Consider the following 15,300-nt stretch of genomic DNA (forward strand, 5'->3'; position numbering starts at 1 on the left):
ACGAAGGCGGGGTCGGGCTTGCTGGTTCTTCAGTGCTGGCCATCGGCGTCGTCGGTCCTCAGGGAAACGGGTGCGGGTGGGGGTTGAGATCCTCGATGGTCATGGGCGGGTTCCGGTCGCCTAGCAGACGCGGTATGTCGAAGAGCCGCGGCAGGCCGTGCACTCTGCGCATTCCGTGGCCGAACGTCATGGGTATCGTGCCCGGCACCATCACCTTGACGCAGGCAAGAGCTGCGCGGCGGTGCTCCGGCGTCGTCTGGTCAACGACCAGCACGTCCAAGCCGGTCTCCAGGTAGCGCCCGATGACCTGATTGACGTCCTGGGTGAGATCGTCAAGAGAGACGGGGATGCTGTTCGCCGCCATCTCCCGCAAGGATCGGCGCTCCTGCGAGGCGAACAGGAACGCCAACCGGGGAAAGACCTCCGGATCGGCGTACAGCAGCGAGTGGTCGCCCATCGTCCGGACCAGTTGCGAGTCCTTGGTCATCGCGGAGACGTGCTCCCGGCGCTGTTCATAGGAGCGGTCCACGCTCGCGAGGATCGGACCGAGTTCGCACAGCGCGTTCAGCACCGCCCGCTCCGGGTCGATGTGCGAGCCCCCTGCGCACACCGCCCTCGCCCGCACCGTGTCATCGGGCCGGCCGACGGCGATGGCCCACACGCACGGGATGTTCTGCTCAACCGTGGTGTCCAGGACTGTGATCGTCCGGTCGTTCTCCTCCTCAAGGTGCGCCGCGAGCAACCGCAGCCGAGGATCGCGGGCAGAGGCCAGATCGATCACGGGCAGCGGCCGCTGCCCGTACCACGCCATGAGGAAGGCATCCCGTTCGGCGACCTCAAGGAGACCGTAGAGAATCGCCTCCTCGATGCAGCTCCCCAGCGCGCAGCCATTCGATATCTCGTACGCGAGTCGCGGCTCATCCGGCTCCAGGACGTGCGCACCGTAATACGCGTAGGTCTCAGGCACCAGCACCGAACGCCGACGGCGAAAGGAGTATGCCCATACCCAACGCAGCTCGAGGGCGTCATGGAACGGTGTGAACGGGAAATCCGGACCGGAGTAACGCTCGTCGTCGTACAGACCCAGCGAGACCGGGTCGACGGCAAGTTCGCGAACCTCTCGATAGGCAGCGCGCACTGCCGTGCGTTTGCCGCCCGCCTGCAAGCCGCCCCACCGTTCGACCGCCTCCAGCACGGCGGTCACCGTGCTCACGCGGTAACTGTCACTCCGTCCCCAACCCGCCTCGGTACCCGATGCGCCACGCATCGCCAGCGGAGCCTTGGCGACCGGCAGCCCCCCCTCGTCGCCCGTCTGCACCTCGCTGACCAGCCCCGCCTCGGGGTCCATGTAGGTGCGCAGAAGGCTCTCCCGGGCGTCGACGACGGCCCGCGTGCGGTAGGCGCCGGGCGCAGGTTTGAGCCTCCGCGTCAGCGACAGCACAGCGGCCTCCGCGGTGTCCTCCGGCAGTTCCCCACACACCTGGCACAGCGGATCGGGCAGCACATGGTGCGTCCGGACGGTGAGATCTGCCAACGACACCCGGAGGAAAGACGATGCCGTACGTGGTCCGCCCCCTTCCACGAGGGCCGTGATCTCGTCATGTACCAGCGCGGCCACTGTATCGGCGGCGAAGCTGGTCAGCCAGGACGAGGGCCGGCTCGCCAGGGCCTGCTGGTTCCGCCTGACCGCCAGTTCGCGTTCTGGATGGTTACGGCTGCGGCGCAGCCGGGCGCACATCCAGCAGCCCGCCCTTCCCAGCCTGGTCAGCGGACCGATGACCACGTGCCCCAGCTCCGTCGACACCGGCAGGACTGCTGCCGCGCCTTTCGGGCCCAGCGCCACAGCATCCTCCAGCCATGCGTCCGCGACGACGACCACGGCAGCCGAGTCCTCCGTCGAACCGTCGGGCGGCACGCAGCTGATCCGGGGATCAGCGGCCAGTTGCGTCGCGACGGCATCGCGTAGCCGACCTTCACCCAGGACGCTGACGAGCGGACGCGCATTACTCATTGATCAGCACCACGTTCCCCGCATAGGGCGTGATCCGGTTCATCGCCGGATCATGGTTCAGCGGAACCAGCACGGGCGTCCGCCCGGTCTGCCGCAGTGCGCTGACGGCATCGTCCAAGGAGGCGTCCTGCGGCGGTGACCACTGAGTCGTGCTCTCCCGCACCTTGCGGCCGAGGCAGGAAAGCGGTCGGCCCGACTGCGCTGCCACGAGCACGGCCTCCAGGGAAGCCCGGACGGCCTCGACCAGACGGAGTCTGCACTTCACCTGGACGGCAGCGCCGTTCGCCATGACGGCCACCGTCGGCACGCCTGCCCGCCCGCTGAGGTCGATGAGCCGAACGTCGTGGCCGAGTGCGGTGAGCAGCCTGCGGTAGCGCTTGCTCACCGGGTCCGCGTCGATCACGTCCTGCCCGACCCGTGGCCCGCTCACCTCCCTTGGGCCCGCGAGCACGGTGGCGCGACATTGCGCAAGGACGGCGACACTCGTCATGGTCGTCCAGTCGAGGCCGTAGCCGAGTCCCGTCGGCAGCATGCTGCCCTCGGACAGAACGGGGAACGCCTCGCGCGCATCGACCAGGCAGGGTTGTGCGTCTTCGAGACGGATTCCCCACAGTCGGGCATCTGCCTCCCCCGCCCGGATCAGACGGATCACGTCATCGGGGTCATCAGGAAGGCGAACACCACTCCGGCTGTGCACGTGCAAGCACCGAGGATCGACTGTCACGGCACCGTACGCTCCGATGGCCTTCAGCGCCGTGCGGTGCCGCGCGGTGGCGAAGTCCGGCCCAGAGGCGGTCACCACCAACGGGCCATCGGCCCAGGAGGGCACCGCAATGAGCGCGCGCGCCTGGCGGAGCGGCAGCTGCGGCAGTTCGTCCTCCGCCAGGTCTCGGATGGGCCCGAAACGCGCATCGATCGCCTGCACTGCGCGCGTGGAGAACTGGGCCTCCGTGCATCCCCTCCCCCGCCGCAGCTCGCGGACTGTGCGGACGAAATCCGCCCGGGACTGAGGCCGCGCCTTTCTGACGCTAAAGTGCGGCAGCACATCATGGCGACGGGTTTCCAGCGTCCGCGTGGCGAAGGAACAGAGCCTCTGATCCTCGGATCCGGCAGCACCCGTGACCCACCGGAACAACTGGAACACCATGTGGTTCGCCAGGATGCGCCCGGCAGCACCCGATGGTGGTCCCGGTTCCGTCTTGAACGGCTTCCTGTCCTCGGCACGCAGCCGCAGCCACACAGACGTCCAGTCGACCATCGCACAAGGCCCGACCAGCACCTCCGACTCCGAGACAAGCCCTTGAACCAGCGGTATGTCACGGTCGGCGCAGACACCGGCGAGGGCGGAAGCGTGCGACAGGCCCGTTGAGTCGAAGAGGTGCAGCGCGAAGTCGATGCCCTCGTGAACAATCGCGTGCAGGGCACCGTCGGGCATCGCACCGCCCTCGTCGAGGACCGTCTCCACTCTCGTCACACCACTTGCGGACAGAGCCCCGACACAATGAGCAAGGAGCCGATCGGGCCCGATCACCAGCGCCCTGCCGTTGCGGTAGCGGTGGACGGCAGGGTCGGGGTCACCCATGACCTGCTGTACGAAGCCTGCGTCCGGGTCCGCACCCGTGGTGGGCGTCCGGCCCGGCCGGACATCCTCCACCAGCCCCTGACGGACAAGCGCGTCCAGCAGCTCGACAACCAGGCGACGGCCCCGCTCAGGTAGGCGCGCCGTGAGCTCGTCCACCGTCTGGCATCCGTTGAGCCGTGGCGCAAGTCTCTCCACCATGGCGGCGACGGACGGTTCCTTCACGGTCAGCAAACCGGCGGGAGTCAGCCAAACCAAGCCCTCGTTCACCCGCGTGAAATAGGTGTCGTCCTTGAGCCGAGGTCTCATCCGGTGCCCTCTCTCCGCGCCACGGGCAGACTTCCCAGCGCGAATTCGCCGACACTGGTCTCTTCGAAATAGTCCAGTCCGGTTGCCTCGGCGAAGGCATCCGAATCGCCCACCCCCAGCGCACAGGGCGCCAGCCGCATGGCTGTCGCCGCGAGGTACATGCTCTGGTACAGCACCCCGACATGCTTGAGCGTCAACGCGTAGCCCATCGCCTGGTACTTCCACGCCAGGCGGCCGAACCTGGTGGCGATGACCAGCAGCACCTGCGGTGTGGCTTCCCCGGTCATACCCGCTGCTGACGCCTTCATCAGCCAGCGCAGCGCTGTCGCCGACGCCGGGATCGGGTGCAGCCGGTGGCCGTGCGGGGCGTAGTGGTAAAGGCCGGCGTCCAGCCCACGCACGTTGCGGACCAGCGGGTACACCTCCAGCTCATAGGCAGCACCGCCTGCGGGGTACGGCCGACTGGAGATGTCGAGTCCCTCGGTGTCGCTACCCGTTGCCCGTACCCGAGCGGTGCGGAAGAGGAACTCGCCCAACTCCTCAACGGTCAGCGGGGTGTCCTCGTCGTAGGAACGGAGGGACTGCCGCGCTTCCATGACCTCGGCCAGCGCGGGATCCTGTACACGGAGTCTGTCCAGGTCGGGCCGCGGCAGCTCGATGGCCGCCGCCATCCACCGCGGGTGCTTGCCCGGTGGCGCGTCGAACCTCCCCTTCGCCCAGTACGATCCGCCGAAGTCCTGGCCCATCCGGTGGTCGCCACGCAGCCTGCTGCCGTGATGAAAGGCCAGTTCATGGGGGCTCCACTGGGCCCTGCTGAGGGAGTGGGTCTCGGCCGCGGTCGCGAGGAGGCCGGCGTCGGCCAACTCACCGGCGAGCAGACGTACCGCCTCCGGGGGCACGTCAGGTAGTTCCCGGTGTGCCGCACACGCAGTCAGGACTGGCTCTGCGAGACGGCTGTCGTACAGGCGCACCTCCGCCCCGGCAGCCGGAGACTCCACCACGAACTCGTCACCGTCCCGGCGGACCGAGACGAACCGGGACAGCCGGCGCGGCTCTGCGGGAGGCAACGGCTTTCGATGCGGTACCAGCGGCCGGCTACTGAACAGCGGACGGTCCCCGCAGACGACGGTGGTGATCAGCCAGCCGCCCGAGGACAGCATGGCGAGCAGCGTCTCGGCCTGATCGCGGGGACAGCTTTCGGTGAGCTCCTCCGCCGACCGGTCAGTGGACAGGACCTGCAACAACGACCGCTGCTCGGCGGTCAGTCGCCCCATCTCCTGAAGGTGCGGCCAGGCGGCCAAAGCCACCTCGCCAGAAGCGGTCCGCACGCTGTGCACGCCATCTTTGAGCCGGTACAGGCGACGCACGTCCCCATGGCTCACGACGACTCCCGCAGGCTCGTGGCCCCGCGCTGCAACTCGCCGGGTGCGGGCAATCGCACCTCGGTGGCCGCGACACCGAACAGGTCCTCAACAGTGTTCGCCGCAAGGTGGCACAGCAGGAACCGCTCCACCGGTGACAGCCCCAAGCGGGTCAACTGTAGATACGTGTAATTCAGGATCAGTCGGTACTGGTCGAACCATTCCTGGTCAACCACTTCGCCAGCAGGCCGGCGATGGTTGTGGAACGCGCTCTTGCGTGCCATCTCGGCGATCAGCTCGTCGTCCTCGGAGAACCGGCCTGCCCAGGGCGGATCCATGGACAGCTCGCCGGCGGTCATCAGCTCGGCCCCGCGCGGCAAAAAGGGAGCTGCCTGCTGCACCCAGCGGCACACCAGGCCTTTCGACTCCGTCGGTGACTCAACTGCCCGCATGACGTGACGTACACGTTCGGCGAGCTTCCCAGCATGCGCGGTGTAGTGCTGGTCCCATGCCTGACGTAACCCCTCGGCCTCCGGCCACCAAGACAGGAAGGCTTCCGCATGCGATCGGAAGGACACAAAACCGCGTTGCAGCCCGACGCCGGACAACGCATGTGCCGTGGCGATCATGGTGTCGAAGCACAGTCCGGCCAACGGGCTGCCACGACGGTGGGTGTGGTCAAGCATCTCGAAGGCGAGCGGCGTGGTGGAGTCATAGAAATCCGCGAGCAGCTCGGCGGCCTGCACACTGCCGAGAACGTGCAGCCGCTGGTCATGGTCGGCCTCATGGACGGAGTTGTCCGCGTACAACGGAGTGACCGGGCCCGGTTCATGTTCGAGCTGCGCAAGGCGTGTGTGCTGGGTCTCCAGCGTGGCCGCGTCGATCACTGCGGTTGACGGATGCTCGGCCAAATATGGCGTGATCACCTCGTCCAGTGCAGGCAGCACGGTCGCCGCGAAGGCTTCGGGCTCAGCGTTCACATTGATACGAACGTGCGGGCCGCGCAACCAGTGCAAGAGGTAGTGCGCCCCGGACACCTCGGGCGTTATCCGCTGCAAGAAAGGGCGGACAGCATCCAGCAGTAGGCCGCTCTTGTCTCGGTCGTAGTAGTAGACGTGGAAGCTCCGCCACATCATGCGCCCTCCAATACGGCAGGATCGGTGATCGCACGGGCTGCCAGGTAACGCAGCGAGCCCTCGGCGTCGATGCGCACCCCGACGCGATTGGCGAAGAGGTGCGCACACAGGTCCGCCGCTGACTCCGCTGACGGCGCGCACGCGTCGGCGCCCAGCGCGTCCACCACACCCGAGACGGAAGACGCCCACCGCTTCAGACTGCTGTCGTCCGGCATGTGCGGCCATGCGCGCCCGACGTTGCGCATGGTGGCGGTGAGCGTCAGCAAGCGCTCGCGCCGGCGCAGAAACCGGGCGTCCGACGCCGCCACCGCATCCACTGCTCCGGGCGCGCGCCGTGCGGACACTTTGGCGAGCTGCCGTCCGGCGAGCTCGTGCACGTCCTGAGCGCTGAGGAACCAAGCCAGCAACAGATGGCACAGAGCGGCCAGTTCACGCTGTTCGGGGCCGGTTGTGCCACGCAGCAGGTCCAATGCGAGCTCACTCGAGGTGCTGAAGTGCTCCTCCACGACTTCCAGCGTCGCGCCCTGACCGTAACGGTGATGCTCGGGAACATAAGGCAGGAAGTGCACGGAATTGTTGGCGTACATGCGCTCCGTGGGCCGGACGCCTTCCCACGCCCCGATCTCGCGGGCGGAGTGCAGGTACTCCTCCTGGCTGAGCACCTCCGGGGCCGGGCTGTGCGCGAAGTACGCGAAGGCCCGCTGCTCGATGAGGTCGCGCACTGCGGCGACAGCCTCCCGGCAGGAAGGCAGCACACGGAATCGGATATGCGGACCGCCGTCCCAGTACCGGAGGAAGAACCCGCGATCCGCCAACCGCCGCTCACGCAGTTCGTCGAGCAAGGGGTCCACCAGGTCGGTCAGCAAGCGATCCAGGTTGCCCTGAGAGAAGAGATGCGCGCTCACCCAGAAACGGTCGCCCCCCACGCGGCGTTCGTGGCGCATCAGGAGCCGTCCGCGGTCAGTTCGACGACGAACTCGGCGACTCTGGGCCCGTCACACTCGAACGGGGACGGATCGGAAGGGTCGGGCAGAGCCTCTTCGAAGCCGACTCTGCCGCTGAACTCCTTGGTCATGTTCCTGAAGACGGCCACCATCGACAGGCTGGCGAAGTCGAGGAACATAGGCTTCCTGGACTTCACGAACACTCGGCTCACCCAGTCACCATCTGTCGCATACAAGCGGACGAAGCAGCGCCGGGGTATCTGATGAGCACGGAGCCATTCCGCCAAGCGCAGCAGATACGCACCGTCCGGTTCGCCGGCGCGTTCCTGCGGTACGCACGCGATCGGGGCCGACCATTCGGCCCGCTGCACGACGGCCCTACCCACCTCGATACGGGGTTGGAAGGCGACGTCCGAGGACTCAACGGCCTCTCGGGGCTTGAGCAGCGAAAGGCTCGGGTGCAGCAGATAGGACTGCCCGAACGCCGCGAACAGCAAGCGGGCCGCAGGTGGCAGCAACGGATCAGCCATCATGCCCAGATGCGCGGGTTGCACGCGCCGGCCCTTGGACCTCGACCACAGTTCGATCGTCGCGCCCGACGGCATGTGTCGCACGAGGAGATCGTTGAGTGGGATCCGCTCGTCGTCCGGGCGCGTACTGGTGGTGTATGGGTAGTCGAGCTCATACGGGGCGACGGCCCTCCGCAGGTTCACCGAAACCCCGAAGGTGCCGGACATCTCGGCAAGGAGCGGAGCGTGCACGTCGTCATCGGTGCGTGGCACGTCGTGGAGGCGCCCGCCGGCCTGGTCGAGCAAACGCGACCATCGAGCACGCCCCTTTCCCCATCCGCCGCTGATCGTGTTCACCACTGCCTTCAGTTCGCCGTTCACGGTGTACGGCTGGAGGTAGCAGGCGATCGATCCCGGGGTACGGACCCAGTCAGGCCACTGTGATGACAACTCCGTCAAGACCGCGGGATCAGCGTGTAGGACGCCGTCTTCCTGGCGATCGGCCGTCAGCACGGTTTCCAGGGATTCGCGGCGCAGCCGGTGCAGCCGACTCAACGAGGGCACGGGGCTCCGCTCCAGCTCGTCAGCCGGGACCGGATTGCTGAGCTGGAGGAAGGGGCGCAAGGGGCGCAGCCAGCTGGGGCAGTTCGCATCGTCGCGAGCGAGGTCGGCCTGCACCGCCTCATGCAACGCGAGAAACGGAACGCTCGCTCCGGCACCGAAGCGGTGTCCTACATACGCGGTGTAGGCAACGCGGACCGGCAGCATGCGATCGTGCAGGGCAAGCCAGCGCCGCAACACGTCCAAGTCGTCGAGCACCGGCCGCCAGTGAGAAGACGAGCAGCTGATGTCGCCCCCGACGCGGACGGCATTCTCGTGAAAGGCGACCTTGCGCAGAACGTCGGCCTTGGGCCAGTCGAGCCCCAGTTCCTGCCCGATGTCGGCGACCAGCGAGGAGATCACACGCTGTTGCTCCCGATACGGTGCCACGGCTGTCGGCGATGGATCCTGCCGAAGTGTCGCGCGCAGGGACTCCAGTAAAGGGATGACTTTCCGACGCCGGTCCGAATCCGTGGTACCGAGGAACCTGATGAGGTCGTCCAGTGGCCTCTCCGACTGGTCCGGCACCGGCGATTCGTACTCCAGCACACCCATCCGGACGAGTTGCTCGCAAAAGCGGACCGCCGCCGACCGCTGCGGGGTACGCGCAGCCAGTGTGCTGTGCAGGTGCTCCACCGTGCATCCGTCACCGACGATCCTCAGACACTCCCTGACTTCCCGGGAGGCACGAATGGCCACCAACGGCTCTGCCGGCCTTCGCCCGAGGAAGGTGTACCGGCCGTCGAGCTCGTTCAGGCTGGGGTTCGGCCGGATCCGCAACGCGTTGCTCGGCATGCCCTCAGCGAGTAGAGAATTGACGGTCTGCTCCAGGACCATCCGGTCCAGTTCGAGCACGCAGCGCAGCTCGTGCCTGCCCGATGAGGAGAAGAGCGGCCCTGTGCCGGCCGCCCAGGCCCCGGCGGCGGTTGCGGTGAAGGTGCTGTACGGGCTGGTCTTGGTGGCCGCTCGGGAAACGAACTTCGTCAACCCGATGGCCGTGCGCCGCCGCAGCTTCGATTGGCCGGCAAGTTCAAGGCGCAGCAGCTCGTCCAGCAGGGCGGGGCTGGCCTGAGACAGGGCATGCCGGAACACCGGGTCAGTAGCTGCTTTGAGGAGGCTTCTCGTTTCCTCGTGCGTTTCCTGCTCCGCGGTCACAAAGAGTTCGGCCAGGGCCGATTCGCGTCTCCGCATGCGAATCAGCCATTGTTCGACTTGTGCCGCCACTTCCCCCGGGAGGGCCCTCGCGACGCTCGGACCCCATTCACCTTTGGCCGGAAATCTTCGCCGATGGACACAGCGCCGCAATGCCACCAGGCGGGGTTTGAATGCAGAGTCGACGAGCCCGCCGATCACTGAATACAGTGCGTCCTTCAGGCTTTCGGCGTCGATATTCAATGCATCGTCCAGCGCCTGAATCTCTTCGACCAGTCCCCAGGAACGGCACCGCGTCAATTCATCCAACACCGAGGCCGGGAGTCCGCAGAAGCGCACGAAAAAGGATTCCCTGACGGAGTACGAAGTCACGCATCATCCTTGCCTGAAGCCCACTCATGCCCAGAATCTTCATACCGGGCACGTCCTACTCCGCTGACCTACCACGCAATGTCGCCAGCGGGCGCCAGGGCAGCGATGCTCCTGACGCCCGCCCGTTGGTTACGGCAGCGACGAACAGGAGCTTCCGCAGCTCGGCGACGAAGTACCGTTCTCCACCAGCCCGTGGCCGCTGGTCAACGACTCCACCGTGAGCCCACGGTCAGCCAGCTCGAATACATCCGAGGGGATGTCCGCAAGGTCGAAATCGAAATCGGTGTCTTCCATCTACGACTCCTTCCGCAACAGGATTAGTTCTCCGTCAGGTAATGACGGAGAAACTGGCAAGGAGCGTCGTCAGGTTATGCCGCCCCCATGTGTCACAGTCAATGACGCTAACAGCAGCCGTTGACAAGTGCCACCGTCCCAAGAATGTGATGGGACGAGTTCCGGCCAAGGCGAGAGGGACGGGTCATTTGCGGAACAATTGATTCCGATATTACCCGGCAGACGGGCACTGATCACCCGCCGTCGTCGAGGGCCACACCTTGCCCATGACGCCGGTTTCTGCTGAGCAACGCGACTGTCGGTGTCCTGGTGGATCAGCGCACGGCATCAGATGCACTGCATTCGCTGCGCGAACTCCCTCTCGGCTCTTCATTCGTCCCTCGGATGCCGAGCTGCATCGCAAGGCAGAGGGACGTCCGGATACCGGGCCTATCCGGATGTTCCGACAACACGTCGTGGGGCCACCTCCCAGCGTTAGCTGGAGGAGTGCCGCAGCTGTCGTCGTGCGCCCGCCGGGGATTGTGGGACAGCCCTTAGGCCTGGGTGCGTACCTGTGCGTCTCCTCTGACCGTTCGGCCTCCACTCCCGGCCGGCGTCTACCGTCAGCTCGAAGACGCCAAAGACACCCAGGCGCGCCTGCGGTCACTTGATCGAACGTGGAGAGGCCCGGGTGGCGTGACCCGTCTCCTGGCGGAGATCCCGCCGTGGTGTCCCCTACCGGTCGTGGGTTGCGGTCCGCGGAAGTGGTGGCAGCGGCAGGGGAAGGCCCGGCAGGCCGTCGATGCTGGTCGCGATGTGGTCCTTCTTCTGGAAGTACGCATCGAGTGACTCATCGGTCTCGCGCGCGAAGCGCGACGCGTGCAGGGGGCGGTCTGCGTCGTAGGCCATGAACGGGACGGCGTACCCGCAGGTGTCGCGAATGCTCTCGGCCGCCACGACGATGATCGCCCGCAGGCCGTGCGTGGTCGGGTCGATATCCGGGAAGTGCTGCATCAGCTCGTTCCAACGGGCGTCGTCGCGGAAGACCGGCTCTCCGCGACCGTGTACGCGCACGATGTTGGGTGGACCGTCGAAGGCACACCACATCAGGGTGATGCGGCCGTTCTCGCGCAGATGCGCGATCGTCTCGGCGTTGCTGCCGGCGAAATCGAGGTAGGCCACGGTGAGTTCGTCGATCACGGCGAAGGAGCCGTTCAGACCCTTGGGCGAAAGGTTGATGGTGCCGTCGCCGTCCAGCGGCGCCGTCGCGGTGAAAAAGATGTGCTGTGCCTCGATAAAGGCACGCAGCCTGCCGTCTATTCGCTCGTGGCTCTTCCCCATTGCTCGATTATGAGGTGTGGCCCTCCCCTGCGGGAGGGGGGGTAGGGATCAGGCGGCAGGGGAATCAACCACCACCAGCGCAGTCGTCACCAGCACGCCACCAGGACGCGGCCCGGGATGGGCGGCAAGTGAGGTGCACAGGCCAGCAGTTCTCCGGCGGCGGGTGTGTCCGGGTATCGGTCCGGTGGATTCACCGGTCAGGCCATTTCGGCTTCCGGGCAGGTAACCACGCCCTTACAATGTGCCGTCGATAGGGCGCAGTGTCGGATCTCGGGGCGGGGCTGAAGATTTGGCGACGCAGGTTGCACCTGGCATGGTCGTCGCCGAGCGGTACGAGCTGGTCGGGCGTCTGGGCCGCGGGGGCATGGGCGAGGTGTGGCAGGCCCGGGACCTGAGCCTGAATGTCGATGTGGCCGTCAAGTCCATCCGGATGCACCCCCAGGACACCACCGAGCCGCACCGGTCCGCCCTCGCGTACGCCCGCAAGGAGGCGCAGCACGCCGCCGCGCTGCGCGACCATCCGAACATCGTGGCCGTCCACGACGTGGTCGAGCACGAGGGACTGCCGTGGACGGTGATGCGTCTCGTACGCGGGCAGTCGGTTGCGGAGCTGCTGGAGGACGAACCCGACGGGCTTCCCGTTGAGCTGATCGACCGCATTGCCCGGGGTGTCCTCGCCGCGCTCGCCGCGGCGCACGGAGTCGGGATCACTCACCGGGACATCAAGCCGCCGAACGTCATGGTCACGGACGGCGGCGACGTTCTCGTCACCGATTTCGGTATCGCCAGGCACAACGCCGACACCAAGATCACCATGACCGGGGCCGTCGTCGGCACGGCCGCGTACGTCGCCCCCGAGCGTTTGAAGGGCGTGGAGAGTCCGGCCGGGGACCTCTGGTCACTGGGTGTGACGCTCTATCAAATGACTACCGGTGTCTCGCCGTTCGACCGGGGATCGGTGCTGTCCACGATCCATGCCGTCAGCCACGACCAGCCCGATGAGCCGGTCGGTGCCGGCCATCTGACAGCGGTCATCATGGCGCTGCTGGACAAAGACCCCAAGACCCGGCCCGGCATCGACGCCGTGCTGCACATGCTGAACGGGACGGAGCCGGCGGCGGCGCCCAAAGCGCCGTACTCCGACCCCCACGCCACTCGCCGTGCACTCATTCACCCCTGCCCGAAGCACACCGCCCCACCAAGCCGGTCCAACGCGATAAGAACTCCCCCAGTACGCATACCAGTTAGGCGCACCCGTGACACAGCAACCTGCCACCACCCCCTACCACAGCGGCATGTTGAGCAACGACTCCCCTCGTGAGAGTGACCGCTTGAAGTCCATCCAACGCAACGTCGACGCATTCACCACCGGGATCCTCGACGGCCTCCCCATCAAAACCTCCTGGAATTGCCTGGAACTGGGTGCAGGCGCCGGATCCATCGCCTATTGGCTCGCCGAACGCTGCCCGGACGGACGCGTCGTCGCAGTTGATCTCGATACCCGCCACCTCGAAGCGGGCCGGGCCGCGAATCTGGAGATCGAGGAAGCCGACATCACGCGCGAGGACTACGTGCCCGGCAGCTTCGACCTCATCCACGCCCGCTACTTGTTCTGCCACCTCCCGGAACGCGACGAGATAGTCGCACGGGCCACCCGCTGGCTCTCCCCCGGCGGCTGGCTCATCATCGAAGAGCCCTTTCACCTGCCGGCCAGCACTTCCCCCTTCCCCGTGATCCAGCGCATTCTGGACGCCTACCAGCGCATGTACCACGCTCACGGCGCCGACTTGACCTGGGTCCGCGGCCTGCCGGCCCTCCTGGCTCGCCATTCATTGACCGAAGTGGACTTCGCCGGAAACCCCGGCTGCATGGGCGGACTTGGCAAGGACCGCTGGCTCCCACTCATCACCCAAGCGGCCCCCGGCCTCCTCGCCGACGGTCTGATCACGGAAGCCGACCTGGCAGAGTTCGCCACCCTTCTCAAGGACCCCGCTTTCCTCGACATCCCCCAGATCACCATTTCCGCATGGGGCCGTCGTCCCGCGGAATGACCACCACGGCGGCAGGGCGGCCCGTGCCTCTGATCAGGAGGCCGACCGCCCTGGACGGCCCTCAGCCGCACGTACGGCCGCCGAACCGTCTCGGCTAGGACGTACTCCGCTAGCTGTACTGACCGGAGACGTTGGTTGAAAGCACGGCGCTCCGATCAGCAGTTACGAGGTGGGGGCCGAGTGGCGTTCAAGCAGGTCTCTGGCGAGCTGACTGATGCGTTCGCGGGCCCTCTCTGGGGCGAGCACCTCGATATGGTCACCGAATTGGAGGAGCTGGCGCACTGACTCGATGTTGGGATAGCGCACGACGACGGTGCAACAACCATCTTCTGGGTCGGAAACTTCGTGGATGCGGTTGCCGAGTATGCGCCGCGCCAGGTCGATGCCAGTTTCTGGCAGGCGGATGGTCACGCTCACGCGGCCCTGCGCCTCGGTGCGTGCCTTCAACGCGGCCCACCTGGTGTGAAGGGTCTCACCAGGTCGAAGAACAGCCGGCGCGTTGAGCTGTTCGTAGGCCGAGAGTCGTTCCAGAGCGAACAGCCGACCGTCCCCCTGGTCGTCGGCGATGAGATACCAGCGGCCTGACTTCGCCACGATCCCGTACGGGTCGACCACTCGCGTCGAGGCCCGACTCTCGGCGCTGCGCCGGTACCGGATGCGCAGCCGACAGCGGTGCCGCAGTGCCGTAGCCAGATCCGCTACGTCGATCGCCGCCTCTGAGCCGGCGAACCACGAGGTGCTTTCCACCAGCACCAGGTCCGCCAATCGCAGCAAGTTCGGTGGCTCAGGTGATCCAGCCTGGCGGGCAGCGATCTTGCGCGCGGCCGATTCCCACACCCCAGACAGGCCCATGCCCTCAAGCTGCGCGCTGTCCAAGCCAGCCACGGAGAGCGCCTCCAGCTCTGGTGGGTCCAGGTGGGATGCGTTGAGCCGCGCACCGGGGAGCAAGATGATCCCGCCGTTCCGCCCCCGTTCTGCATAAACAGGCACACCCGCAGTTGAGAGTGCCTCCACATCCCGCAGCACAGTCCGCCGAGACACCTCCAGCCGCTTGGCGAGCTCGCTGGTGGTGATGCGCTGACGGGTCTGCAGGAGCAGCAGTAGGTGCAAGAGCCGCGAAGCCTTCATGCTCGCCAATGTTCGCAGAAAAGGTGACAGGTTCTGTCGCGATCAGACGATCCGCTGGAGCAGTACCAAGAAATCAACTAGTTGAGGAGCGCTCCATGGCCGCACCGAACCTGTTCCTGATCGGCGTTCGCGACGCCCAGGCCGCTACCGCCTTCTACAGCGACCTGTTCGAGCTCGAACCGACCTTCACCAGTCCCCACTACGTGGCCTTCGAGGTTGCCCCCGGCGTCCTGTTCGCGCTGTGGACGGGATACAGCGAGCACGCTGTCCCGAGCACTCCTCGCACGAGCGAAGTCGGACTGATGATGCCGGGACCATCGTCCGCAGTTGACGAGGTCTTCACGAGTTGGGTCTCGAAGGGGGTCCATGTCGTCGAGGAGCCGCACGACGCTGTCTTCGGCCGCACGTTCGTGATCACTGACCCCGATGGAAACCTCATCCGGGTCTCCCCGGTCGACTGAGCTGTACGTCCCCTCTCCACACCTCAAGTTGTCGAAGGGCCGGCCACACACGATGGCCGGCCCTTCAGCCTGT

The 15,300-nt window shown here is 66.4% G+C and carries 12 protein-coding genes; 3 read left to right on the forward strand and 9 right to left on the reverse strand.

Annotated features, from left to right (window positions below):
- Positions 1–58 precede the first annotated feature (58 nt).
- From CP981_RS02110 to CP981_RS02145, 8 genes are all read right to left on the reverse strand, one after another.
- Positions 59–2,011 (reverse strand): TOMM precursor leader peptide-binding protein, encoded by a 1,953-nt coding sequence (locus tag CP981_RS02110; RefSeq protein ID WP_085923097.1) that lies wholly within the window; start codon positions 2,009–2,011, stop codon positions 59–61.
- Positions 2,004–3,899 (reverse strand): hypothetical protein, encoded by a 1,896-nt coding sequence (locus CP981_RS02115; protein WP_085923096.1) that lies wholly within the window; start codon positions 3,897–3,899, stop codon positions 2,004–2,006. Before CP981_RS02115 ends, CP981_RS02110 begins: the two co-directional genes overlap by 8 nt.
- Positions 3,896–5,173 (reverse strand): SagB/ThcOx family dehydrogenase, encoded by a 1,278-nt coding sequence (locus CP981_RS02120; RefSeq protein WP_143658825.1) that lies wholly within the window; start codon positions 5,171–5,173, stop codon positions 3,896–3,898. The genes CP981_RS02115 and CP981_RS02120 overlap by 4 nt, the downstream gene beginning before the upstream one ends.
- A 104-nt stretch (positions 5,174–5,277) precedes the next feature.
- Complete coding sequence (locus tag CP981_RS02125; protein ID WP_085923094.1) at positions 5,278–6,396, reverse strand: thiopeptide maturation pyridine synthase; 1,119 nt, start codon at positions 6,394–6,396, stop codon at positions 5,278–5,280.
- The gene (locus CP981_RS02130) at positions 6,393–7,301 is read right to left on the reverse strand and encodes a thiopeptide-type bacteriocin biosynthesis protein (RefSeq protein ID WP_158092619.1); all 909 of its coding nucleotides are present in this window, start codon (positions 7,299–7,301) and stop codon (positions 6,393–6,395) included. The genes CP981_RS02125 and CP981_RS02130 overlap by 4 nt, the downstream gene beginning before the upstream one ends.
- A gap of 38 nt (positions 7,302–7,339) precedes the next feature.
- Positions 7,340–9,973 carry a lantibiotic dehydratase family protein gene (locus CP981_RS02135; RefSeq protein ID WP_143658824.1) on the reverse strand — a complete coding sequence of 878 codons (2,634 nt, stop codon included), beginning with the start codon at positions 9,971–9,973 and terminating at the stop codon, positions 7,340–7,342.
- Between the two features lie 129 nt (positions 9,974–10,102).
- The gene (locus CP981_RS02140) at positions 10,103–10,267 is read right to left on the reverse strand and encodes a thiomuracin/GE37468 family thiazolyl RiPP peptide (RefSeq protein WP_107429503.1); all 165 of its coding nucleotides are present in this window, start codon (positions 10,265–10,267) and stop codon (positions 10,103–10,105) included.
- 714 nt (positions 10,268–10,981) lie between these two features.
- Positions 10,982–11,587 (reverse strand): pyridoxamine 5'-phosphate oxidase family protein, encoded by a 606-nt coding sequence (locus tag CP981_RS02145; RefSeq protein WP_085923091.1) that lies wholly within the window; start codon positions 11,585–11,587, stop codon positions 10,982–10,984.
- A gap of 313 nt (positions 11,588–11,900) precedes the next feature.
- On the opposite strand from CP981_RS02145, the gene CP981_RS02150 reads away from it, so the two are divergent.
- Together CP981_RS02150 and CP981_RS02155 are read left to right on the forward strand one after the other, a co-directional pair.
- Positions 11,901–12,908, forward strand: a complete 1,008-nt coding sequence (locus tag CP981_RS02150) for a serine/threonine-protein kinase (RefSeq protein ID WP_085923090.1) — start codon at positions 11,901–11,903, stop codon at positions 12,906–12,908.
- A gap of 10 nt (positions 12,909–12,918) precedes the next feature.
- A complete protein-coding gene (locus tag CP981_RS02155; protein ID WP_244329501.1) occupies positions 12,919–13,638 on the forward strand; it encodes a class I SAM-dependent methyltransferase in 720 nt (239 codons plus the stop codon).
- Between the two features lie 162 nt (positions 13,639–13,800).
- Here CP981_RS02155 and CP981_RS02160 read toward each other — a convergent pair whose 3' ends face one another.
- A complete protein-coding gene (locus CP981_RS02160; protein WP_085923088.1) occupies positions 13,801–14,766 on the reverse strand; it encodes a helix-turn-helix transcriptional regulator in 966 nt (321 codons plus the stop codon).
- 95 nt (positions 14,767–14,861) lie between these two features.
- Between CP981_RS02160 and CP981_RS02165 the strand changes: the two genes are divergently transcribed.
- Positions 14,862–15,227, forward strand: coding sequence for a VOC family protein (locus CP981_RS02165; RefSeq protein WP_085923087.1), 366 nt, complete (start codon positions 14,862–14,864; stop codon positions 15,225–15,227).
- Positions 15,228–15,300: the final 73 nt, after the last annotated feature.

It is taken from the genome of Streptomyces platensis (assembly GCF_008704855.1).
In the GTDB taxonomy this organism is placed as follows: domain Bacteria; phylum Actinomycetota; class Actinomycetes; order Streptomycetales; family Streptomycetaceae; genus Streptomyces; species Streptomyces platensis.

Bases quoted from the DNA above. Each gene is read 5' to 3' on its own strand.
- CP981_RS02125 (WP_085923094.1), bottom strand. From the start codon at position 6,396: ATGATGTGGCGGAGCTTCCACGTCTACTACTACGACCGAGACAAGAGC.
- CP981_RS02140 (WP_107429503.1), bottom strand. From the start codon at position 10,267: ATGGAAGACACCGATTTCGATTTCGACCTTGCGGACATCCCCTCGGAT.
- CP981_RS02165 (WP_085923087.1), top strand. From the start codon at position 14,862: ATGGCCGCACCGAACCTGTTCCTGATCGGCGTTCGCGACGCCCAGGCC.
- CP981_RS02150 (WP_085923090.1), top strand. From the start codon at position 11,901: ATGGTCGTCGCCGAGCGGTACGAGCTGGTCGGGCGTCTGGGCCGCGGG.
- CP981_RS02145 (WP_085923091.1), bottom strand. From the start codon at position 11,587: ATGGGGAAGAGCCACGAGCGAATAGACGGCAGGCTGCGTGCCTTTATC.
- CP981_RS02120 (WP_143658825.1), bottom strand. From the start codon at position 5,173: ATGGGGCGACTGACCGCCGAGCAGCGGTCGTTGTTGCAGGTCCTGTCC.
- CP981_RS02110 (WP_085923097.1), bottom strand. From the start codon at position 2,011: ATGAGTAATGCGCGTCCGCTCGTCAGCGTCCTGGGTGAAGGTCGGCTA.
- CP981_RS02115 (WP_085923096.1), bottom strand. From the start codon at position 3,899: ATGAGACCTCGGCTCAAGGACGACACCTATTTCACGCGGGTGAACGAG.
- CP981_RS02160 (WP_085923088.1), bottom strand. From the start codon at position 14,766: ATGAAGGCTTCGCGGCTCTTGCACCTACTGCTGCTCCTGCAGACCCGT.